This window comes from Kribbella sp. NPDC056951 (genome assembly GCF_042674205.1).
GTDB lineage: Bacteria > Actinomycetota > Actinomycetes > Propionibacteriales > Kribbellaceae > Kribbella > Kribbella yunnanensis.
The window spans coordinates 79,751-100,490 of the sequence record NZ_JBHUQZ010000003.1; the positions used below are offsets into that span (position 1 = coordinate 79,751).

The window sequence follows — 20,740 nt, forward strand, 5'->3', positions numbered from 1 at the left end:
CGATGCTCGTGGTGTTCGGTGCGGCCTGTGTCGGCGTCATCGCCGAGGCGTTCCTGCCGCGCGCGTTGCGGCACCTGGCGCAGGTCGCGATCACCGTCGTGGCGATCCTCGCCGCCGGCGTGTGGACCGCGATGCTGATCAACGAGAACAAGGAACTGATCGCGGCCCAGGGCGCGATCTCGGTCGACGGCCCGGCGCTGTTCACCTGGCTGATCCTGCTCGCGCTGACGCTGATCAGCGTGCTGCTGTTCGCCGAGCGCTCGCTCGACGGTGGGCTGTCCGCGTTCGCGAGCCAGGCGGCCGCCGTACCGGGGTCCGAGGCCGAGCGGGAGGGTACGGCGGCTCGGATCGAGCACACCGAGATCTTCCCGCTGACGCTGTTCGCGGTCGGCGGCATGATGCTGTTCGCGTCGGCCAACGACCTGCTGCTGCTGTTCGTCGCGCTCGAGGTCTTCTCGCTGCCGCTGTACCTGCTGTGCGGGCTGGCGCGTCGTCGCCGGCTGATCTCGCAGGAAGCCGCGATGAAGTACTTCCTGCTCGGTGCGTTCGCCTCCGCGTTCCTGCTGTTCGGGATCGCGCTGCTCTACGGGTACGCCGGAACGATGTCGCTCGGCGGGATCGCCGACGCGCTCGCGCAGGACACCGGCGCGGAGTCGATCCTGCTGGCCGGTACCGCGCTGATCGCGGTCGGCCTGCTGTTCAAGGTCGGCGCCGTACCGTTCCACTCCTGGACGCCGGACGTGTACCAGGGTGCGCCGACGCCGGTCACCGGGTTCATGGCCGCCTGCACCAAGATCGCCGCGTTCATCGGGCTGATGCGGGTCTTCTACGTCGCCCTCGGCGGTTCGCGCTGGGACTGGGCGCCGATGATGTGGGTCGTCGCGATCCTCACCATGGTGGTCGGTTCGATCGTCGCGATCACCCAGACCGACGTGAAGCGGATGCTGGCCTACTCGTCGATCGCGCACGCAGGCTTCCTGCTGACCGCGTTCGTCGGCCTGGCCCAGGCCGGGAGCGGCGTGCACACCGGGGTCACCTCGACCCAGGCGGTGCTCTTCTACCTGGTCGCCTACGGCTTCTCGACGATCGGTGCCTTCGCGGTCGTCACGCTGGTTCGCGACGCGGGCGGCGAGGCCACCCACCTGTCCCGCTGGGCCGGGCTCGGCAAGAAGTCGCCACTGCTGGCCGGGATCTTCGCGTTCTTCCTGCTGTCCTTCGCCGGTATCCCGCTGACCGCGGGCTTCACCGGCAAGTGGGCGGTCTTCAGTGCGGCTTGGACGGGTGGGGCGTGGCCGTTGGTGGTCGTCGCCGTCCTGTCGTCGCTGGTCGCCGCGTTCTTCTACGTCCGCGTGATCGTGCTGATGTTCTTCTCCGACCTGCCGGCCGACGCGCCCGACGTGGCGCTGCCGGGCTGGCAGACCACGACCGCGGTCGCCCTCGGTCTCGCCGCCACAGTGATTCTCGGCCTGGTCCCCGGACCGGTCCTCGAACTGGCGGCCCGCGCGGGTGAGTTCATCCGTTGAGTCCGACCCCGCTGCCGGCCGAGAGCCTGGGCTTCGCGTTCGCCGATGAGGCGCTCGAAGCCCGGGTCCGCGCTGGGCTGGAGGCCGTGGAACAGGCGCTGCGCGACTCCACCGAGTCCGAGGCGCCGTTCGTCACTGCCGCCGCCCAGCACGTCATGGTTGCCGGCGGCAAGCGGTTCCGGCCGCTGCTGGTGCTGATCGGCGCCGAGTTCGGCTCGGCACCGGCAGCTCCTGAGGTCGTGAAGTCCGCGGTCGTGGTCGAGCTGACCCACGTCGCCACCCTGCACCACGACGACGTGATGGACGAGGCCGCGCTCCGCCGCGGCTCGGCCACCGCGAACGCCCGCTGGGACAACTCGGTCGCGATCCTGTCCGGCGACTGGCTCTTCGCCCGCGCCTCCGACCTGGTCGCCGACCTCGGCCCCGACGCTGTCCGCATCCAGGCCCGCACCTTCGGCCGCCTGGTCGAAGGCCAGATCCGCGAGACCCTCGGCGTCACCGAAGGCCAGGACCCGCTCAAGCACTACCTGTCCGTCATCGCCGACAAGACCGGCTCCCTGATCGCCACCTCGGCTCTGTTCGGAGCCCGCTTCGCCGGTGCCTCCGAAGAGATCCAGGAGTCCCTGCGCGCCTTCGGTGAGGAGATCGGCGTCGCCTTCCAGCTCGCCGACGACATCCTCGACATCGCCGGCGACTCCGGCCAGTCCGGCAAAACCCCCGGCACCGACCTCCGCGAAGGCGTCCCCACCCTCCCGGTGCTCATCTTCCGCGCCCAGGCCGACCCCACCAACCCCGACGACGCGAGGCTCCTCGAGCTCCTCGACTCGGACCTCTCGGACGACGCCCGCCTCACCGAGACCCTCGACCTGCTTCGCGCCCACCCAGCCTTCACCCAAGCCGAAGACGACGTCCGCCGCCGCGCCTCCGACGCCCGCCGACTCCTCTCCCCCCTCCCCGAAGGCCCCGCCCGCCAAGCCCTCGACTCCCTCTGCGACCTGGTAGTAACCCGCTCCGTCTGAGCTTCAGCGGGTTTGCCAGGTGGGGCTTTCTACGTAGTGGTTGTCGTAGAGGTTGCTGGTGGCGGCTACGGCTGACCATTCGGCGTTGCCTTGGTAGGCCTGTTCGAGGAGGCGGTAGTAGTCGAAGCGGGGTTTGGCGTTGGTGAGGACGAAGAGGACTTCGGTGGGGGCGTCGAGGGCTTCGAAGGCGTGTGGGGTGTTGGGCGGGACGAAGAGGGTGTCGCCGGGGGCGAGGGTGGTGAGGGTGTCGTTGGTGAGGACGCGGAGGGTGCCGGAGAGGACGTAGAAGAGTTCGCCGGCTTGCTGGTGGAGGTGTGGGGGAGCGCCTTCGGTGCCGGGCTTGAAGATTGAGCGGTGGGTGGTGAGGTGACCGTTGGTGTCGGCCACGTCGGCCAGCAGCGTGATGCCGGTCGCGGTGAGGGTCTCGGCGGTGGCGGGGGTGATGTGGATCGTCATGGTGAAGCTCCTTAGACAGAGACGGTTGTACGGCGGTGGGCGGTCAGCGCGACTGCGGCAGTGACGATCACGCCGACTGCGGTGAGGAAGACGGCGAGGCGGATGCCGTCGGTGGCTGCGAGGCGGAGGGTTTCGCCGGTGCGGCCTGCGGTGTCGTGGTTGGCGATGGCGACCAGGACGGCTAGACCGATGGCGTTGCCAACCTGCTGGCCAGTGGAGGCCAGGCCGGAGCCGATGCCCTGGTGTTCGGCGGCGACGCCGGCCGACGAGGCGGCGTACATGGTGGTGAAGGCGCTGCCCTGGCCGAGGCCGAGAATCAGGAAGACAGGGACCAGGACCGCGTACGACGCGTGGGCGGACAGGACGAGTCCGAGCAAGGCAACGCCAACCGCGGCCAGGGCCAGGCTTGCGGCGAGAGTGCGGTGCAGGCCGAACCGGGTGGCGATCCGGCCGCCGAGGTTGGCGCCGACGAAGATGGCGATCGTCGGGACGAGGTAGGCGAGGCCCGTCTGCAGGGCGGTGTAGCCGTGGATGTCCTGGAAATAGACGGTCTCGAAGTACAGCAGCGGGCCGAGCGTCGCGGCGAACAACGCGATGACAGCAACGCCGATCCGCAGGTTGCGCTGACCCAGCAATTCCAGTGGGAGCAGGGGATCCGCCGATCGCTGCTCGATCCGCACGAACGCCACCAGCAGGACAATCCCCGCCACCAGGGCGATCAGGCTGGCGATGCTCCACCCGGTTGCCGGACCCTGCACGAGCGCGAACACGATCGCCGTGATCCCCGCCGTACCGGTCGCTGCACCTGGTACGTCGAACCGTCGGCGAGTCTGCGTTGTCCCGAGCCGGGGGAGCAGTCGGACGGCGGCGAGTACGCCGATCGCGGCGAGCGGGACGTTGACGTAGAACACCGCGGGCCAGCCGAAGGCCTGTGTCAGTACGCCGCCGAGCAGCGATCCGAGCGCCATTCCGGAACCGCCGGCCGCGCCCCAGATGGAGAACGCGCGATTGCGTTCCTTGCCCTCGGCAAACAATGTCCCGATCAGCGACAACGTCGCCGGGGCGAGGATCGCGCCGCCGAAGCCCTGGACGGCCCGAGCGGCCACCAGCAACCACGGCTCGGTGGCGAATCCACCGGCCAGCGAGGCAACGCCGTACAGGGTGAGACCGGTGATGAACATCCGGCGGCGGCCGAGCAGGTCGGACATCCGGCCGCCGAGCAGGAGCAGGCCGCCGAACGGTACGGCGTACGCGCTCACCACCCACTGCAGGTTGTGTGGCGCGAACCCGAGCTCGCGCCCGATGTCGGGGACGGCGACGAAGACGATCGTGTAGTCGATCGCGATGATCAGCTGCGCGAACGCCAGTAAGGCAAGGATCAACGGTTTATTTCGGACATCAAACATCCAGAATCAACTCCTGGGTCAAGGATCAAGTGGGACTGCGGGATTTCAGGACTTGAGGTTGCTGAACCGGGTGCGGGCGTTGGCCGGCGCCTCCGGGAACTCCTCGACCACGCCTTCGGCGATCTCGGCGATGGTCCGCCCGGCGAGCTCGCGCCGGTAGGTCAGCTCGGCTGCGCGCATGGCGCGGGAGATGTGACAGGTCTTGACGTAGTCGGCCTGCGGGTTACCGCCGGGGCCGTCCTTGAGGATCTCGGTGCAGCGGAACGCGTCGTCCGGCCCGTCGATGGCGACCACGATGTCGAGCAAGCTGATCTTCCGAGGGTCCCGGGCGAGCTGGAAGCCGCCCTTCGGTCCGGAGACCGAAGAGAGGATCCCAGCTCGCGTCAGCGCCTGGAGCTGCTTGTTCAGGTACGCCGTCGGGAGGTCGTAGAAGGCGGCGAGGTGCTTGGCGGTGACCGCCTGGCCGGGCAGCCAGCTGAGGTTCACGCAGCTGTGCATCGCCCACTCGACGCCCTCGTTCATCTTCATAACCTGGATATTAGATGTCCAGGTTAGGCGAGGTCAAGCTACGAACCGACCCGACCGCCGTCGCGGCGCCAGACGCAGGCGATCGCGGGGCGCGGGAACTTGTCGGTGTGCGGCCAGGTGGAGGTGGGCTTCTCGAACGTGGCGTCGTCGGTCTCGCCCGGGTGCTGGACGGCGACGAAGGCGGTCTTGTCGTCCTCGGAGACCAGCGGTCCACAGGCCTCGGATGCGAACGGCACCGAGAGGAACTGCTTGACCTGACCGCGGTTCGGTCCGGCCACCGGGACGGTGAAGATGCCGTCGTTCGAACCGAGGACGTTGCCGTCGGTGGAGATCCACAGGTTGCCGGAACCGTCGAAGCTGACGTTGTCCGGGCAGGAGATCGGGCTCACCTTGGACTTGTCGTAGCCGCCGAAGTAGGTCTCCTGCGCGGTCGGGTCACCGCAGACCAGGAACAGGGTCCAGAAGAAGCCGGTCTTGGCCGCGTCGTCGCCCTCCTCGGTGATCTCGAGGATGTAGCCGTTGCGGTTACCGGCCTTCTCGATCAGCGGGCCCTCGAACTTCTCGCGGACGTGCGAGACGGTGATCGGGTTGGCCTCGTCGGCCGGGAACGCGCCGCCGCGCTTGTCGTTGTTGGTCAGCGCGGCGTAGATGCGGCCGTTGACCGGGTTGCGCTCGACGTCCTCGGGGCGGTCCATCCGGGTCGGCGAGACCTTGTCCGCGGCCAGTCGGGTGTCGATCAGTACGTCGGCGACCGACATCCCCTCGACGTACGACGTGGTGTGGCTGGTCAGCGCGATCCACTGGCCGGTGCCGTCGTGCAGGCCGTCGTCGTTGCCGTCGCCGGTGAACTTGGCGACGTACAGGGTGCCGGCGTCGAGCAGGCCGAAGTTCTTCTTCCGGTTGTCCGGGTCGTACTTGCCTTCGGAGACGAACTTGTAGATGTACTCACCCTTCTCGTCGTCTCCGGTGTAGACCGCGATCCGGCCGTCGGCGGTGATCGTGGTGGTCGCACCCTCGTGCTTGAGGCGGCCGAGCATGGTCCGCTTCTTCGGCGCCGAACGCGGGTCGTACGGGTCGACCTCGACCACCCAGCCGGAGCGGAAGACCTCGGTCGGGGTCTTGGTCAGATCGAAGCGCGGGTCGACGAGACTCCACTGCCGCGCCGACTTGGTGACGGTGGTCGGAACGCCGTACCGCTTGTACGACGCCGCGTACTCCGCCGGGGTCGTGCCCGACACGTCGTAGTACCCGTTGAAGTTCTCCTCGCCGGACAGCACGGTTCCCCACGGGGTAACACCGCCGGAGCAGTTGCCGAAGGTGCCGTAGGCAACCTTTCCGACGCGCTTGTCCTCGGCCGCCGGGCCGGTCACGTCGAACTTGGTGGCGGCGGTGATCCGGCGGTTGTAGCGGGACAGGTGCTTGTCGCGGCGCCACTGGCCGGTGTGGCCGACGCGCTCGATCTGGACGACCGACATGCCGTGGGCGGCGATGCCGATCTTGGCCTGGGTGGCCAGGTCGTACTTGCCGGTCGGGAACATCAGGTACTCGTCGGTGTACTCGTGGTTGCAGACCAGCAACGACTTCCGCTCGTCGCGCAGCGGCACGATCATCGTGTAGTCGTTGTTGTAGCCGAACTGCTTGGCCTGCGCCGCCGCCGACTGCTTGTGCGCGTCGAACTTCGCGGCGCCGTACTCGACCGGGTCGCCCCAGGCGATGATCACGCCCTGCTCGTAACCGCGCGGGATGACGATGTCGTCCTTGCGGTTCGGCGGTACGGCGGCGTGGGTCAGCTTGCCGTGACCACCGCCGAACCCGGGGAAGTCACCGTTGCCCTTCGGGAAACCGCCGTACACCTGCTGGTCCGCGGTGGCCGGGAGGTTGGTGGCCAGGGTCGCGACGCCGGCGGCCGCGGCGCCGGCGGCACCGGCCTTCAGCATGTTGCGGCGGGTGAAGGCGGAGCGCACCACGGACTGGATGTGCTCGTTGCCGGACGTGTTCGGCTGGGCGTGGTCGCACTGGTTGGCGCACTTGAGTTCACAGGTGCGGAACGAGCGGGATCCATGGCGAGTACCGAGCTGACTGAGCAGCGGCAGAAACTTGGTCACGTCGGGGACCCTAGGGAGCGCAGACAGTCGCTGGGTGAAGGTCAGATGAACGCCGGACGGCTTAGGCTTCCCTTAGTAGCAACGGGAAGTCGAATGCTTACGCTGCGGAAGTGGCGAGCGCGGCGCGCGCCAGCGCGAGCGTCTTCCGGCGCCGCCGCATCCCGTCGAAGGTGAAGATCATCAACGCCAGCCAAACCAGGCCGAATCCGGCCCAGCGCATCGGCGACATATGTTCATGGAAGAGCGTGACACCGCAGATGAACTGCAGGATCGGCGCGATGTAGTTCAGCAGACCCAGCGTCGTCAGCGAGGACCTCGTCGCGGCGGCACCGAAGAACAGCAGCGGTACGGCGGTCAGCGGGCCGGTCAGCAGCACCAGCACGAAGTACCCGGTCCCGTCCTGAGTGACGGTCGACTGACCCTGCACACCCAGTACGACGATCGCCGCGATCGCCAGCGGTACGACGGTGGCCGACTCGATCGCCATCCCCTCGATCGCACCGGCGTCGGCCTTCTTCTTGACGAGCCCGTAGAAACCCCACGAGAACGTCAGGATGATCGCGATCCACGGCGGACGGCCGTTCTCGATCGCCAGCCCGAGAACCGCGATGAACGCGATCGTCAGTGCGACCCACTGCAACGGCTGCAACCGCTCCTTCAGGACGACCACGCCGAGGAAGACGGCGAACAACGGGGTGATGAAGTAGCCGAGCGAGGTCTCGACCACGTGACCGTTGATCACGCCGAAGATGTAGGTCCCCCAGTTGACCGAGATCAGCAGCGCGGCGCCCATCAACGCCCACCGCTTCCGCGGTTGCCGGAGCAACGCCTTCACCTGGCCGAACTTCCGCAGTACGGCGACCAGGCCGACGATCGTGAGCAGCGACCAGACCACCCGATGAGCCAGCAACTCGATCGCGCCGGACCGATCGAGGAGCCGCCAGTACAGCGGGAACAGGCCCCACATCAGGTAGGCGGTGAACCCGTAGATGAACCCTTTTCGCTGCTCCGGCACCTTTCGCACTCTAGATCGATCGTCATTTGCATCCAACTACTTTGCTCATGACTTGAGACGATGCGGTTGGATAGAAGGGTGAACCTGAGGAGGCACGCGTGGGTGTGAGGACCGGACTGGTCTCGGTGACGTTCCGTCAGTTGCCGGCCGACGAGGTGGTGGAGGTCGCGGCGCAGGCCGGCCTGAAGGCAATCGAGTGGGGTGGCGACGTCCACGTCCCCCTCGGCGACCTGGTCGCCGCCCGCCGCGTGAAGAACCTGACCGAGCTGCACGGCCTCCAAACCGTCGCCTACGGCTCCTACCTCCGCGCCGGCGCCGCCGACCGCGAACAGATGCGCGCCACCGTCGCCACCGCCGAAGCCCTCGGCGCCTCCCGCATTCGAGTCTGGGCCGGCACAGTCGGTACGGCGGAAGCCGGGGTCGGCGACCGAATGGCGGTCACCCGCGGCCTCGCCGAACTGGCAGACGTGGCCGCCGGCTCCGGAATCGAGATCGCCCTCGAGTTCCACCGCAACACCCTGACCGACGAGGTCGACTCCACCATCACCCTGCTGATGGACGTCGGCGCCCCGAACCTCACGACGTACTGGCAGCCCCCGGTCGGCATGCCCGACGAAGAGTGCCTCCAGCAACTGGACGCCCTCCTACCCTGGCTAACCACAGTCCACGTCTTCTCCTGGGACCCCGACGGCACCCGCCGCCCCCTGGCCACCCGCGAGTCCCTGTGGCGCCAGGTCCTGGCGAAGCTGGCGGCCGACCCGCGCGAGCTGAACGCCCTCCTGGAGTTCGTCCCCGACAACGACCCGGAACAACTCGTCAAGGACGCCGCCAACCTGCACGCCTGGCTCTAGACGGGCAGGTAGATCGCGAGCACCAGAGTGCCGCCGGTCGGTTCGCCTTGAGTGAGCTCCATGTGGGCCACCTGGGCCGGACCGGCCGGGTACGCCTCGGACCCGACGCCGAGGTCGCCGTCTCCGCCTGCGGCGTCGACCCTCTTCCCGCTGGCCACCGAGTCGCCGACCTGCGCCCTGACCTGGAGTGAGTCCTTGGTGCCGAGCCGGGCGCCGCCGTACGCCAGGACGAACTTCTGATCCGCCGGAGTGCGGATCTCCACCCGCTTCTCCGGGCCTGGTGCCGACGTGATGGGGCCGAGTTGGTAGGTGATGCCGTCGACCTCGATCCGTTCGGCGAGTCTGACGCCGCCCACGTCGCGCCTCGGGCCCTGGGCGTAGATGCCGAGCGCCAGGTGGGCGTCGCTCGGCAGTTCCGTGGTGAGCTTGTTCACCGGAACCAGTCGCGCCACGGCCTCGATCTCCTGGCCCGCGGGCGCCTGCGAGTCTCCGGAACTCACGTTCGATGCCCCGGCATCGACGGAAGAGCTGAAACAGGTGATCGTCGTCGCCGGCTTGCCGCCGAGGGTGATCTCGACCTCGTACGGCGGGAGGGCTGTCCCCGGGCCTTGACCTGCGGTGCAGAAAGGATGCAGTGCCAGCGGCGCGCCGGTCGGAGTGAACTTGAACCGCACTTCGGTCGCTCCGGCTGGAGCGACGCCGGCGCCCAGCAGCGTGTCTCCGCCGACATTCTTCCGATAGACGACGCCGTCCTGCTGGAAGTCCCCGGGCCCCGGGGCCGGGGCCCCGACCCGTGAGCCGCCGGTGGTGCTGTAGATGCCGATCCGGACCCGTTCCGAGCTCTCCGGCCGTGCGCTGTCGGTGCCGACGACCTCTGCCCTGACCGTCGCGGCCTTCCCGGGGGGAGCGCTCAGCCAGAGCGCCGAATCGGGCCGGAAGATCCCGAGCGGGGCAGCCTCGGTCTCGGTGCTGCCGTCACGGCACGCCATACTTCCGAGGTACCAGGTGCCGATCCAGACCCGGACCTCTTTGGGGACCGCGTAGCCGGCGGAATCGCAGGATGCGTAGACCGCGATCTTGTTCGTGGTCGGGGTCCAGGCGAAGGAGACCTTGTTCTGGTTCTGGTCGCCGATCCAGGCCTTGAGCAACTTGTCGCCGTTGACCATGCCGGGGATCGTCTGGCCGTCCCTGGTGTAGTCCATCGGAATCTCGGCCGGGTCCGGCGTCGAGGTGTTGAGGACGCCGGGAACGACAGCGACGGCCAGGGCTGCGATTGCTGCCACGGAGGCGAGGGCGGTCGCCGTACGGCGTTGTTTGGTACGGCGGATCTTGTTGTGGATGCCGGGCAGGAGGTCGGGCTGGCGGGCGGCGGATTCTTCGGCGCGGGTGTCCAGTTCGCGGCGGAGGTCTTGGAGGTTCATCGGGGGGTCTCCTGGGTGGCAGGGGCGCCGGACAGGAGGGCGGGGTCCAGGCGGAGTTTCGCTACTGCCTTGCTGGCTTGGCTTTTGACGGTGCCGACGCTGGTACCGAGGAGGCGGGCGGTCTCGGCCTCGGTCAGGTCCTCGTAGTAGCGCAGGACGATCACGGCGCGCTGGCGGCGGGGGAGCCGTTGCAGCGCTGCCCAGAGATCACCCTCGTACTCGGGGCCGGCGGTGGAATCCGTCTCGGGGAGTTCATCGCTGGGGATCTCGTGGTTCCAGCGGCGGCGCCACCAGGAGGCGTAGGTGTTCACCATGATCTTGCGGACGTACGGCTCGGGGTTGTCGCGTTCGATCCGGGACCAGGCGAACCATGCCTTGGCGAGGGCGGTCTGGACGAGATCCTCGGCCAGCGCGTGGTCGTGGGTGAGCAGGTACGCCGTCCGCAGCAATCGACCGGAGCGGGCGGCGACGAAGGCGTCGAATCCCTCGCTGGATGTCACCGGCGGCCCCGTTTCTCCGGCACGCAGCGTGAGCGCGCTGTCCTTGATGGTCACATCTTGCCTGACCAGGTGTCCCCGGGATTTGGTTGCCTGTTCGGCACAAAGTTCCCAATGAACCCTGGTCAACCGGTGGATCTTGCCGCAATGCTGTCGGCAGACAAGTCACTTTCACCGCCCCGGAGGTTGTCATGTCCCAGCTCATCGGCCGGCCGTTGCCACGGTTGGTCTCCCTGCTCCTGCTGTTCGCGGCGATGCTGACCGCGACCGTCACCACCCAATTCGTCACCGCCACCGAGGCTCACGCCGACGGTTGCTACACGTGGAGCCGTGCCCTCAGTCAGGGCATGACCGGCGCCGACGTGAAGCAGCTGCAGATCCGCGTCGCCGGATACCCCGGGTACGGCGCTCACCTCGCCACCGACGGCGAATTCGGGCCCGCCACGAAGGCCGCCGTACAGCGATTCCAAACGGCGTACGGGCTGGTGTCGGACGGCGTGGCCGGCGACGCGACGTTCAACAAGATCTACGCACTACAGGACGACGACTGCACGCCGATCCACTTCACCTATGCCGAGCTCGACGACGGGTGCGGCGGCTCCGGGTACGACGGCGGTCCGCTCGGCGAGGCGGCCACGAAGGCCAACGCACTCCAGACCATGTGGCAGCTCGAGGCCATGCGGCACGCTCTCGGCGACCAGCCGATGAACGTCACCAGCGGCTTCCGCAGTACGCCGTGCAACAACTCGGTAGGCGGTGCCAGCAACAGCCAGCACCTGTACGGTCGCGCCGCCGACCTGGTCGGTTCGCAATCCCTGTGCACGCTGGCCAAGCAAGCCCGCAACCACGGCTTCGGCGGCATCTTCGGCCCCGGCTACCCGGGCCACAACGACCACACCCACGTCGACATCCGCTCCACCAACGTCTGGGACGCCCCGACCTGCGGCATCTGAGCTACAGCAGTTGGCTGACCGTGTGGATGACGAGGCCGACGAGGGCGCCGACGACGGTGCCGTTGATCCGGATGAACTGCAGGTCGCGACCGACGTGCAGTTCGATCCGGGCCGACGCCTCGCGGCCGTCCCAGCGGGCGATCGTGTCGGAGATGACTGAGACGATCTCGTTGCCGTACGTGCGAATGACGTAGCTGACGGCCTCGGTGGCGCGGGCGTCGACCTTCTCGCGCAGTACGTCGTCGTCCTGCAAGCGCTGACCCAGATCTTGGATGACCTTCACCCCGCGGACCCGCAGCGTGCTCGCGGGGTCCTGGATCGAGTCGATGAGTGCCGTGCGCAACGAATCCCAGACCGCTGTGAGGCTGGACCCCATGTCGGGGTGGGTGAGCATCCGGGCCTTGAAGGCCTCGAAGCGTTCCATTGTCTCGGGGTCGTTCTGCAGGTCGACCGCGAGCTTCTGCAGCAGCCGGTCGATCGCCTTCCGGGCGGCGTGGTCCTGGTTGTCCCGTACGTCGGCCAGCCAGGCGAGCGCCTCGCGATGAATCCGGTCCACCACGAGCCGGTCGACCCACATCGGCGACCACCGCGGTGCGCGCGGTCCGACCACGTCGGCGAGCAGTTCGCGATTGTCGCTCAGCCAGTCGTGGGCCTCGATCATCAGCAGGTCGAAGAGCGCGTGATGAGCCCCGTCGTCGACGACCGATTCCAGGAAGTGGCCGGCGATCGGGCTCAGCGGCTCCTGGACGAACCGCGGCAGCAGCGATCCCCGGACGAACGCCGTCACATCGTCGTCCCCGAGCTTCGGCAGCGCGGCCCCGATCGTCCGGGCGCCTTCCGCGACGATTCGCTCGGCGTGGTTGCCGGCGGCCAGCCACTCACCGGCCCGGCGGCTCACGTCCGCCGACTTCATCTTCTCCGCCACGACCTCCGCGGAGAGGAAGTTCTCCGTGACGAACTGCTCGAGGCTCTCGGCCAGACTGTCCTTGCGGGTCGGCACGATCGCGGTATGCGGAATCGGCAACCCGAGCGGCCGCCGGAACAGCGCAGTCACCGCGAACCAGTCCGCCAGCGCACCGACCATCGCCGCCTCGGCCGCTGCGTTCACATAGCCCCACGCGCCCTCGCGGTGCAGCGTGATCACGTAGATCACCGCAGCCAGCACCAGCAACGACAGCGCGACCAGTCGCATCTGCCGCAGTCCCCGCCGCCGGACCAGGTCGGCGGCGCCCAACGTCACTGTCGCCATACCCCGATCCAACCAGGTGATACCCAGCGATCCGGTCAGGCGTTGACCTGGTTCGCCCCTGATTTCGCCGTACGGCGGTCCATCTGGCCCGAGATCACGGCGAATAGGAGCCCGGCCACGGCCAGCGCGGCGCCGACGCGACTCGGCCATTCGTAGCCGTAGCCGGCCGACAGCACGAGGCTGCCGAGCCAGGCGCCGAGGGCGTTGGCGATGTTCAGCGTGGAGTGATTCAGCGACGCGGCCAGTGATTGGCCCTCGTGGGCGACATCCATCAGGCGGGTCTGCAGTGCGGGGATCAGGATGCTCGCACTACAGCCCATCAGGAATACCGCGATCAGCGCGGTCGGCTTGGTGTGCGCCATCCACCCGAACACGCCGAGTACGACGGTCACCGCGATCAGGCCGCCGTACAGGCTCGGCATCAGCGCGCGGTCGGCCAGCCGGCCGCCGATCAGCGTGCCGCAAGTCATCCCGACGCCGTACGTCGCCAGCACGATCGTGACTGCGGCTTCGGAGAAACCGGCCAGTTCCGTCATCGTCGGGGTGATGTACGAATAGGTCGCGAACATGCCGCCGAACCCGACCATCCCGACCAGCAACGCCATCCACACCTGCGGGCGGGCGAGTGCGCTCAACTCGCTGCGCACGTTGGTGTCGGTGCCCACCGGCTGCGGTGTCACCCAGAACCAGACGGCCACCAAGGTCAGCAGCCCGAGCACCCCAACCGCCAGGAACGGCACCTGCCAGCCGAACTCCTGGCCGAGGAGCGTCGTGGCCGGGACCCCCACGATATTTGCCACCGGCAACCCGACCATGATCATCGAGACCGCCCAGGCCCGCCGGTTCACCGCGACCATCGAGGTCCCGACCACCGCCCCGATCCCGAAGAACGCCCCATGCGGCAACCCGGTCAGGAATCGCGCCGCCATCAACAACTCGTAGCTGTTGGCCACCGCCGACAACACGTTGCCGACGACAAACATCGCCATCAACCCCAGCAACATCCGCTTCCGCCCGATCCGCGCCCCCAGCGCCGCGATCACCGGAGCGCCGACGACCACCCCGATCGCGTACGCCGAAATCACGTGCCCGGCGGTCGGAATCGAGATCCCCACCCCATCCGCGATCTGCGGCAACAACCCCATCGTCACGAACTCGGTAGTCCCGATCGCAAACCCACCAGTCGCCAACGCAAACAACGCCAGCCCGGTATGCCGCGGCACCGTCCGATCGTCAGCAGTCGCGGCATCAGTCACACCTGAGTCTCCCAAACCCAGCCCCGCATCTCCCACAAACCTGCCACTCATCTGTCAGCTTCCGCCCGCACGGTGGCTTCACTGGCGCCGCACGCTGAAGCCACTCGCGAGGGGCCGCCCGCGACCGAAGCCAGTCTGTTCGCCTGACCCGAGTGTGAGGACCGTGTCGCCGGAAATCGATATCCGGCGACAATCTCCCCACACTCGCGGCCAATTTGCACGGTGGCTTCGGTCGCGGGAGGAGGGGGAGGGAGTGGCCAGTGGCTTCAGTGGGCGGGTGGAGCGACGGGCTGGGTGGGGTGGGTGGGGTGGGCTCTGTCCAGGGCGAGTGCGAGAACGCCCAGTGCGGCCGCCCCGAAGACGATGTTGCCGATCAAGTCGGCGGTGTGCGAGGCCGCGAAGATCGGCGACTGCGGGAACGCGTGCCACACGTAGGTCAGCAACGCACCCCCAGCCACCGCCACCGAATGCCGCGGCGTCCACCCCGCGCGCCGTGACCACGTGCTCAGCACCACCGCAGCCAGTACGTCGATCGCCAGCATCACGCCTGCATCGATCCATGCCGAGTGCACGACGTCGTTGGAGAGCATCCACGCCGAGCTCAGCACCAGCCCGCTCATCCCCGCAAGCCGCACCGGGGGAACGCCGCCAAGCACCCCTTTCGCCGATCCTGCCGCCTCGCTCCCCGAGCCGCCTGCCCCGCCCACCAGTTCATGCGCCGCTTCGCGCTTGCTTCGGTTGCCTACCCGTACGGCGAGTGCGATCAGCACGACGATCGCGACGACCACCCCGGCGAACTGCGCTGGCTTGGCGATGAAGGGGTCGGCGGATAGGGAGAAGGCGGTTGTCGCGATGAGGCCGGCGACGAACAGAGCGCCGTACAGGGTGAGTCCGACTCGGCCCAGCCATGGTTCGCGGGGGCGGCGGGAGATGGACTCCATCAGGACGATGGGGACGGTGATGCTCCACACGGTGTGGAGGCCGAGGACGAAGACTGTCCAGGGGGCGCCCATGCCGAGGGCGGGGATGTAGCCCGGGTCGAGCAGACGTTGGTCGGCGTAGTTGGGGTTGAAGAGGGACATCGTGGTGATGCCCTCCTCGAGGACGCCGTACGCGAGCCCCAGGAGGACCACGCTCGGATAACCCCAGCCGCGCCGTCGGACGAGTTCACGGATCAGGATCGCACCGCCGCCGTACAGCGGGGCCAGTGTGAACCACGCGAAGATGGCGGTGATCGGGATATTGCCCAGGACGAACTCGGCCACGAGGGGTGCCAGGAAGAAGAGACCGAGGGCGGGGAGGGTTCGCTTCAGCATGTCTCCACTGTCGGCGCGAACGACTGCGGATACGGATGCGATCCGTACCGATCCGACGCTGACGGACAGCTGGAACAGTTCCTGACGGATGTCATGTTGTGGGAGCATCCGGCATGGCCAACTTCGGTGATTTTCAGCTGCAGATCTACCTGCAGGGGATGCTGCAAGGGACCACGCCGGAGATCACCACCGACCTGGCTCGACTGGAGTCGCAGGCCGCCGGGACGCTGTCGGCGGAGGCGATGGGCTACATCGTGCCGAGCGCGGGGAACGGCGCGACCGCGCGAGCCAACCTCGCGGCCTTCGACCGGTGGCGGTTGGTGCCGCGGATGTTGCGCGGGAGTACCGAACGCGACCTGAGCTGCACCATCCTCGGTACGGCGATGCCCGCGCCGGTGCTGGTCGCACCGATCGGTGTCCAGACGCTCGCGCACCCGGACGGCGAACTGGCCGTGTCGCGCGCCGCCGACACCCTCGGCATCACCTACACACACTCCACGCAGGCGAGCCACGCGATCGAGCAGATCGAAGCGAAGAGCAAGTGGTACCAGCTGTACTACCCGACCGACCGCGACGTCTGCCTCAGCCTGCTGCAACGCGCCAAGGCCAGCGGGTACGGCGTACTGGTGGTCACCCTGGACACCGGCACGATCGGCTGGCGTCCGGCGGACCTGGACCGCGGGTTCCTCCCGTTCCTGAAGGGTGAGGGGCTCGCGAACTACTTCAGCGACCCGGCCTTCCAGTCCAAACTCGCCAAGCCGATCTCGGAGGACCCGGGGGCCGCGGTGATGCAGTGGGCGCAGATGTTCCCGAACGTCGGCCTGAGCTGGGACGACCTCGGTTTCCTCCGCGACAACTGGGACGGCCCGATCGTCCTCAAGGGCATCACCGCCGTCGAGGACGCCAAACTCGCGCACGAACACGGGGCCGACGGCATCGTGGTCTCGAACCACGGCGGCCGCCAGGTCGACGGCGCGATCGCCGCCCTGGACGCGCTGCCCGCGATCGCGGACGCGGTCGGTGAGCAACTGACCGTCCTGTTCGACTCCGGCGTACGGACGGGTGCGGACGCGGCCAAGGCACTCGCCCTGGGTGCCAAAGCAGTCCTCCTCGGCCGCCCCTTGCTCTACGGCCTAGCCCTGGCCGGCCAGGCCGGCGTCGAACACGTCCTCCGCTGCTTCCTCGCCGAACTGGACCTGACCCTCGCCCTCTCCGGCTACGCCAACCACCGCGAACTCAACCGCGACTCGGTAGTCCGCGCGTGAAAGCAGTCATCTTCGACCTCGACAACACCCTCTTCGACCACACCGGCTCCGCCGACGCCGCCGTACGAGCCTGGATCCCCGAACTAGGCGGCACCCCGACGGATGCTCTATTGGCCGATTGGTTCGCCATCGAGGACCGCAACTTCAACCGCTGGCTCACCGGCGAACTCACCCACCAAGGCCAACGCCGAGCCCGCCTCCACGACTTCCTCCCACTGCTCGGTCACCCCGTTCCCCCCACCGAGTCCGCCCAGGACGACCTCTTCGCCCGCTTCCTCGACCTCTACCGCACCAACTGGTCGGCCTACCCCGACGCCCGCCCCGCCCTAGAAGTTGCCCACAGCAACAACTGGCGCGTCGGCGTCCTCACCAACGGCAGCACCCTGCAACAGAACGCCAAACTAGAAGCCATCGGCCTGGCCGACCTGATCCACGTCGTCTGCACCAGCGAGTCCCTGGGCGTCAGCAAACCCAACCCCGAGTCCTACCTAAAAACCTGCGCCCTCCTAGGCACCCACCCCACCGAAACCCTCATGATCGGCGACAACCCCGACCTAGACGTAGCAGCCCCCCAAGCAGCCGGCCTAACCGCCCACCACCTGAACCGCCCAGCCGGCGACCGCCTCACCGACCTCGTCGACCAGGCTGTCACCGACCGGCACAAGAACTGACCGGACCGCCAACACTCACCAACCCACACCTCGGCGCCGCCCCCACGCCTGAGCGAGCCCCACAACCACCCCCACCGAGAGGTTACTGAGTGGGGGCGGTCCGCCCGTTCGGCGGACGGGGTTAGTCGACGGTCCAGGTGTCGGTGCCGGTGATTAGTTGTTGGAGGTCGCCGGGGCCTTGGGCTTCGGTGGCGGTGGTGATTTGCTGGCGGACGAGGTCGTCGTACGCGGGGCGGTCTACCTGACGGAAGATGCCGATGGGGGCCTGGTGGAGGACGCCGGCGTCGGTGAGGCGGGAGAGGGCGAAGGCGTAGGCGGGGTCTTCGGTGTGGGCGTCGTGGACGACCAGGTCGGACTCGCCTCCGGGGAGGTCGGCGACCTCGCGGACGGCCAGGGAGGCGAAGCCGTCGCGGACTACGCCGAGGTGGCCGTCCACACCGAAACGGATGGGTTCGCCGTGGACGAGCGGGATGATCGCGTCGTCGCGGGTTTCGGGGTTCTTGAAGGCGTCGAAGGCGTTGTCGTTGAAGATCGGGCAGTTCTGGTAGATCTCGACGAACGACGTGCCGCGGTGTTCGGCGGCTCCGCGCAGTACCGACGTGAGGTGCTTGCGGTCGGAGTCGACCGTGCGAGCCACGAAGGTCGCCTCGGCGCCCAAGGCAAGGGAGACCGGGTTGAACGGGGTGTCGACCGAACCCATCGGGGTCGACTTGGTCACCTTGCCGGGCTCCGACGTGGGGGAGTACTGACCCTTCGTCAACCCGTAGATCCGGTTGTTGAAGAGCAGGATCTTCAGGTTCACGTTCCGTCGGAGCGTGTGGATCAGGTGGTTGCCACCGATCGACAGTGCGTCGCCGTCACCGGTCACCACCCAAACGCTCAGGTCGGGCCGCGCCGTCGCGAGGCCGGTCGCGATCGCCGGCGCGCGCCCGTGGATCGAGTGCATGCCGTACGTCGACAGGTAGTACGGGAACCGTGACGAGCAACCGATCCCGGAGACCATCGCGACGTTCTCGCGCTTGATCCCGAGCTCCGGCAGGAACCCCTGAAAAGCAGCCAGTACGGCGTAGTCGCCGCACCCCGGGCACCAGCGAACCTCCTGGTCGGAGACGTACTCCTTGCGGTTCTGCGGCTCGGTCGCCGCCGGAACGCCGCGCAGGCCACCGGGCAGACCCGGCAGACCGAGGTCGACGGTGCTCATCGTGCTCCCTCCGACTCGTGCAGTTGGCCGTTCGACCGGCCGTTGGGCTCGGCGCGCAGCGCTTCGCCGTGGGTCAGGCTGGCGGCGGCGCTACCCATGTGGCGCGCGTCGTCGTCGATACCTTCGGTCTCCTCGACCAGGTTGCCGATCACCTCGGCCAGCTCGGCGGCGCCGAGCGGCATCCCCCGGACCTGCGCGTAGGAAACGACATCGACCAGGTACTTCGCCCGCAGCAGCATCGCCAGCTGGCCGAGGTTCATCTCCGGAACCAGGACCTTCTCGTACGACTTCAGCAGATCGCCGAGGTTCGACGGGAACGGGTTCAGGTGCCGCAGATGCGCCTGCGCGATCTTCCCGCCGACCCGGCGCACGCGGCGCACGGCGGCCCCGATCGGTCCGTACGTCGATCCCCAGCCGAGCACCAGCACCTTCGCCGTACCGTCCGGGTCGTCGACCGCGATCGGCGGGACGTCGATCCCGTCGATCTTCGCCTGCCGGGTGCGGATCATCAGGTCGTGGTTGGCCGGGTCGTAGGAGATGTTGCCGGTCTTGTCCTCCTTCTCCAGACCACCGATCCGGTGATCCAGCCCCGCCGTACCGGGAATTGCCCAGGCGCGTGCCAGCGTCTCCGGGTCACGCAGATACGGCAGGTACGTCGGCTTGCCGTCGGCCGCGGTCGCGTTGGGCGCAACCGTGAAGTCGGGGTCGATCGTCGGCAGCGACTCGACCGCCGGGATCTGCCACGGCTCCGAACCGTTGGCCAGGTAACCGTCGGACAGCACGATCACCGGTGTCCGGTAGGTGACCGCGATCCGGGTCGCCTCGACCGCGATCGCGAAACAGTCCGCGGGGGACTGCGCCGCGAGCACCGGCAGCGGCGCCTCGCCGTTCCGCCCGAACATGACCTGCAGCAGATCCGCCTGCTCGGTCTTGGTCGGCATCCCGGTCGACGGGCCCGCGCGCTGGATGTCGCAAACCACCAGTGGCAGCTCGAGCATCACGCCGAGACCGATCGTCTCGGACTTCAGCGAAATCCCTGGCCCCGACGAGGTCGTTACGCCGAGCGCGCCACCGAACGACGCACCGAGAGCGGCGCCGACACCAGCGATCTCGTCCTCGGCCTGAATGGTCGTCACGTTGAACCGCTTGAGCTTGGACAGCTCGTGCAGTACGTCGGATGCCGGGGTGATCGGATACGCGCCGAGCACCATCGCCAGCCCCGCCCGCTGGGCACCCGCCACCAGGCCGTATGCCAGCGCGAGGTTGCCGGAGATGTTGCGGTAGTTGCCAGTCGGCATCACGGCCGGCTTCACCTCGTAGCGGACCGAGAACTCCTCGGCCGTCTCACCGAAGTTGTAGCCCGCCCGGAAGGCCGCGATGTTCGCGTCGCGGATATCGGGCTTGCCCGCAAACTTGGTCTCCAGGAACGTGATCGTCGACTCGACCGGCCGCTGGAACAGCCAGGAGACGAGACCGAGCGCGTACATGTTCTTGGCCCGGGACGCGTCCTTGCGGGACAGCCCGAACTCCTTGACCGACTCCACCGTCATGCCGGTCAGGTTCAGCGCGACCACGTGGTACGCCTCGAGCTCACCGCTCTCCAGCGGGTTCTCGTCGTACCCGATCCGCTTCAGGTTCCGGGCGGTGAAGTCCGCGGTGTCGACGATGATCGTCGAGCCGCGCGGGACATCCTTGAGGTTCGCCTTGAGGGCGGCCGGGTTCATCGCGATCAGGACGTCGGGCGCATCACCCGGCGTCAGGATGTCGTGATCGGCGAAGTGGAGCTGGAACGACGACACTCCCGGCAGAGTCCCGGCTGGTGCCCGGATCTCGGCGGGGAAGTTGGGCAACGTCGACAGATCATTGCCGAACGATGCCGTTTCCGCTGTGAACCTGTCCCCCGTGAGCTGCATCCCGTCGCCGGAGTCGCCGGCGAAGCGGATCACCACGCGGTCGAGCTGCTTGACCTCGATGGTCACTGTTCTGTTCATCTCCAAGTCGGCACTTG

Annotated in this window: 18 protein-coding genes; 6 read left to right on the forward strand and 12 right to left on the reverse strand. The window is 68.0% G+C overall.

The features are described from left to right. Positions 1–2: 2 nt before the first annotated feature. The gene (gene nuoN / locus ACFTSF_RS13100; RefSeq protein WP_344145571.1) at positions 3–1,523 is read left to right on the forward strand and encodes an NADH-quinone oxidoreductase subunit NuoN; all 1,521 of its coding nucleotides are present in this window, start codon (positions 3–5) and stop codon (positions 1,521–1,523) included. Next, positions 1,520–2,542 (forward strand): polyprenyl synthetase family protein, encoded by a 1,023-nt coding sequence (locus ACFTSF_RS13105; protein WP_380154041.1) that lies wholly within the window; start codon positions 1,520–1,522, stop codon positions 2,540–2,542. The genes nuoN and ACFTSF_RS13105 overlap by 4 nt, the downstream gene beginning before the upstream one ends. Positions 2,543–2,545: 3 nt before the next feature. Here ACFTSF_RS13105 and ACFTSF_RS13110 read toward each other — a convergent pair whose 3' ends face one another. The 5 genes from ACFTSF_RS13110 to rarD all read right to left on the reverse strand — a co-directional run bounded on the left by ACFTSF_RS13110 (position 2,546) and on the right by rarD (position 8,052). Then, a complete protein-coding gene (locus tag ACFTSF_RS13110; RefSeq protein ID WP_380154042.1) occupies positions 2,546–2,998 on the reverse strand; it encodes a cupin domain-containing protein in 453 nt (150 codons plus the stop codon). Between the two features lie 11 nt (positions 2,999–3,009). After that, on the reverse strand, positions 3,010–4,404 hold the full coding sequence (locus tag ACFTSF_RS13115) for an MFS transporter (RefSeq protein WP_380154043.1): 1,395 nt from the start codon (positions 4,402–4,404) through the stop codon (positions 3,010–3,012). A 45-nt stretch (positions 4,405–4,449) separates the two neighbouring features. Beyond that, positions 4,450–4,932, reverse strand: coding sequence for an RrF2 family transcriptional regulator (locus tag ACFTSF_RS13120; RefSeq protein ID WP_380154044.1), 483 nt, complete (start codon positions 4,930–4,932; stop codon positions 4,450–4,452). Positions 4,933–4,970: 38 nt separating this feature from the next. Then, a complete protein-coding gene (locus tag ACFTSF_RS13125; RefSeq protein ID WP_380154045.1) occupies positions 4,971–7,037 on the reverse strand; it encodes a PhoX family protein in 2,067 nt (688 codons plus the stop codon). Positions 7,038–7,134: 97 nt separating this feature from the next. Further along, positions 7,135–8,052: an EamA family transporter RarD gene (gene rarD / locus ACFTSF_RS13130; RefSeq protein ID WP_380154046.1), complete on the reverse strand. Its 918-nt coding sequence runs from the start codon at positions 8,050–8,052 to the stop codon at positions 7,135–7,137. A 98-nt stretch (positions 8,053–8,150) separates the two neighbouring features. Here rarD and ACFTSF_RS13135 point away from each other — a divergent pair, with 98 nt between their 5' ends. Then, positions 8,151–8,903: a sugar phosphate isomerase/epimerase family protein gene (locus ACFTSF_RS13135; RefSeq protein ID WP_380154047.1), complete on the forward strand. Its 753-nt coding sequence runs from the start codon at positions 8,151–8,153 to the stop codon at positions 8,901–8,903. Here ACFTSF_RS13135 and ACFTSF_RS13140 read toward each other — a convergent pair. Together ACFTSF_RS13140 and ACFTSF_RS13145 are read right to left on the reverse strand one after the other, a co-directional pair. Beyond that, a complete protein-coding gene (locus ACFTSF_RS13140; protein ID WP_380154048.1) occupies positions 8,900–10,324 on the reverse strand; it encodes a hypothetical protein in 1,425 nt (474 codons plus the stop codon). The genes ACFTSF_RS13135 and ACFTSF_RS13140 overlap by 4 nt on opposite strands. Next, on the reverse strand, positions 10,321–10,824 hold the full coding sequence (locus ACFTSF_RS13145) for a SigE family RNA polymerase sigma factor (RefSeq protein WP_344144256.1): 504 nt from the start codon (positions 10,822–10,824) through the stop codon (positions 10,321–10,323). Before ACFTSF_RS13145 ends, ACFTSF_RS13140 begins: the two co-directional genes overlap by 4 nt. Before the next feature lie 188 nt (positions 10,825–11,012). On the opposite strand from ACFTSF_RS13145, the gene ACFTSF_RS13150 reads away from it, so the two are divergent. Beyond that, positions 11,013–11,774, forward strand: coding sequence for a D-Ala-D-Ala carboxypeptidase family metallohydrolase (locus ACFTSF_RS13150; protein WP_380154049.1), 762 nt, complete (start codon positions 11,013–11,015; stop codon positions 11,772–11,774). A gap of 1 nt (position 11,775) precedes the next feature. Here the strand turns inward: ACFTSF_RS13150 and ACFTSF_RS13155 are convergent, their stop codons facing one another. The 3 genes from ACFTSF_RS13155 to ACFTSF_RS13165 form a co-directional block, all read right to left on the reverse strand. Continuing rightward, on the reverse strand, positions 11,776–13,023 hold the full coding sequence (locus ACFTSF_RS13155) for a DUF445 domain-containing protein (RefSeq protein WP_344144260.1): 1,248 nt from the start codon (positions 13,021–13,023) through the stop codon (positions 11,776–11,778). 35 nt (positions 13,024–13,058) lie between these two features. Then, positions 13,059–14,279, reverse strand: coding sequence for an MFS transporter (locus ACFTSF_RS13160; protein WP_380154050.1), 1,221 nt, complete (start codon positions 14,277–14,279; stop codon positions 13,059–13,061). A 266-nt stretch (positions 14,280–14,545) separates the two neighbouring features. Next, positions 14,546–15,595: a hypothetical protein gene (locus ACFTSF_RS13165; protein ID WP_380154051.1), complete on the reverse strand. Its 1,050-nt coding sequence runs from the start codon at positions 15,593–15,595 to the stop codon at positions 14,546–14,548. A 113-nt stretch (positions 15,596–15,708) separates the two neighbouring features. Here ACFTSF_RS13165 and ACFTSF_RS13170 point away from each other — a divergent pair, with 113 nt between their 5' ends. Together ACFTSF_RS13170 and ACFTSF_RS13175 are read left to right on the forward strand one after the other, a co-directional pair. Then, complete coding sequence (locus tag ACFTSF_RS13170; protein WP_380154052.1) at positions 15,709–16,860, forward strand: alpha-hydroxy-acid oxidizing protein; 1,152 nt, start codon at positions 15,709–15,711, stop codon at positions 16,858–16,860. Further along, the gene (locus ACFTSF_RS13175; protein ID WP_380154053.1) at positions 16,857–17,531 is read left to right on the forward strand and encodes an HAD family hydrolase; all 675 of its coding nucleotides are present in this window, start codon (positions 16,857–16,859) and stop codon (positions 17,529–17,531) included. The genes ACFTSF_RS13170 and ACFTSF_RS13175 overlap by 4 nt, the downstream gene beginning before the upstream one ends. A gap of 121 nt (positions 17,532–17,652) precedes the next feature. Here ACFTSF_RS13175 and ACFTSF_RS13180 read toward each other — a convergent pair whose 3' ends face one another. Beyond that, positions 17,653–18,732: a 2-oxoacid:ferredoxin oxidoreductase subunit beta gene (locus ACFTSF_RS13180; protein ID WP_380154054.1), complete on the reverse strand. Its 1,080-nt coding sequence runs from the start codon at positions 18,730–18,732 to the stop codon at positions 17,653–17,655. Next, positions 18,729–20,723 carry a 2-oxoacid:acceptor oxidoreductase subunit alpha gene (locus ACFTSF_RS13185; RefSeq protein ID WP_380154055.1) on the reverse strand — a complete coding sequence of 665 codons (1,995 nt, stop codon included), beginning with the start codon at positions 20,721–20,723 and terminating at the stop codon, positions 18,729–18,731. The genes ACFTSF_RS13180 and ACFTSF_RS13185 overlap by 4 nt, the downstream gene beginning before the upstream one ends. Positions 20,724–20,740 lie beyond the last annotated feature (17 nt).

Bases quoted from the DNA above. Each gene is read 5' to 3' on its own strand.
- ACFTSF_RS13180 (WP_380154054.1), bottom strand. From the start codon at position 18,732: ATGAGCACCGTCGACCTCGGTCTGCCGGGTCTGCCCGGTGGCCTGCGC.
- ACFTSF_RS13165 (WP_380154051.1), bottom strand. From the start codon at position 15,595: ATGCTGAAGCGAACCCTCCCCGCCCTCGGTCTCTTCTTCCTGGCACCC.
- ACFTSF_RS13155 (WP_344144260.1), bottom strand. From the start codon at position 13,023: ATGGCGACAGTGACGTTGGGCGCCGCCGACCTGGTCCGGCGGCGGGGA.
- ACFTSF_RS13170 (WP_380154052.1), top strand. From the start codon at position 15,709: ATGGCCAACTTCGGTGATTTTCAGCTGCAGATCTACCTGCAGGGGATG.
- nuoN (WP_344145571.1), top strand. From the start codon at position 3: ATGCTCGTGGTGTTCGGTGCGGCCTGTGTCGGCGTCATCGCCGAGGCG.
- ACFTSF_RS13140 (WP_380154048.1), bottom strand. From the start codon at position 10,324: ATGAACCTCCAAGACCTCCGCCGCGAACTGGACACCCGCGCCGAAGAA.
- ACFTSF_RS13115 (WP_380154043.1), bottom strand. From the start codon at position 4,404: ATGTTTGATGTCCGAAATAAACCGTTGATCCTTGCCTTACTGGCGTTC.
- ACFTSF_RS13110 (WP_380154042.1), bottom strand. From the start codon at position 2,998: ATGACGATCCACATCACCCCCGCCACCGCCGAGACCCTCACCGCGACC.
- ACFTSF_RS13185 (WP_380154055.1), bottom strand. From the start codon at position 20,723: ATGAACAGAACAGTGACCATCGAGGTCAAGCAGCTCGACCGCGTGGTG.
- ACFTSF_RS13120 (WP_380154044.1), bottom strand. From the start codon at position 4,932: ATGAAGATGAACGAGGGCGTCGAGTGGGCGATGCACAGCTGCGTGAAC.
- ACFTSF_RS13150 (WP_380154049.1), top strand. From the start codon at position 11,013: ATGTCCCAGCTCATCGGCCGGCCGTTGCCACGGTTGGTCTCCCTGCTC.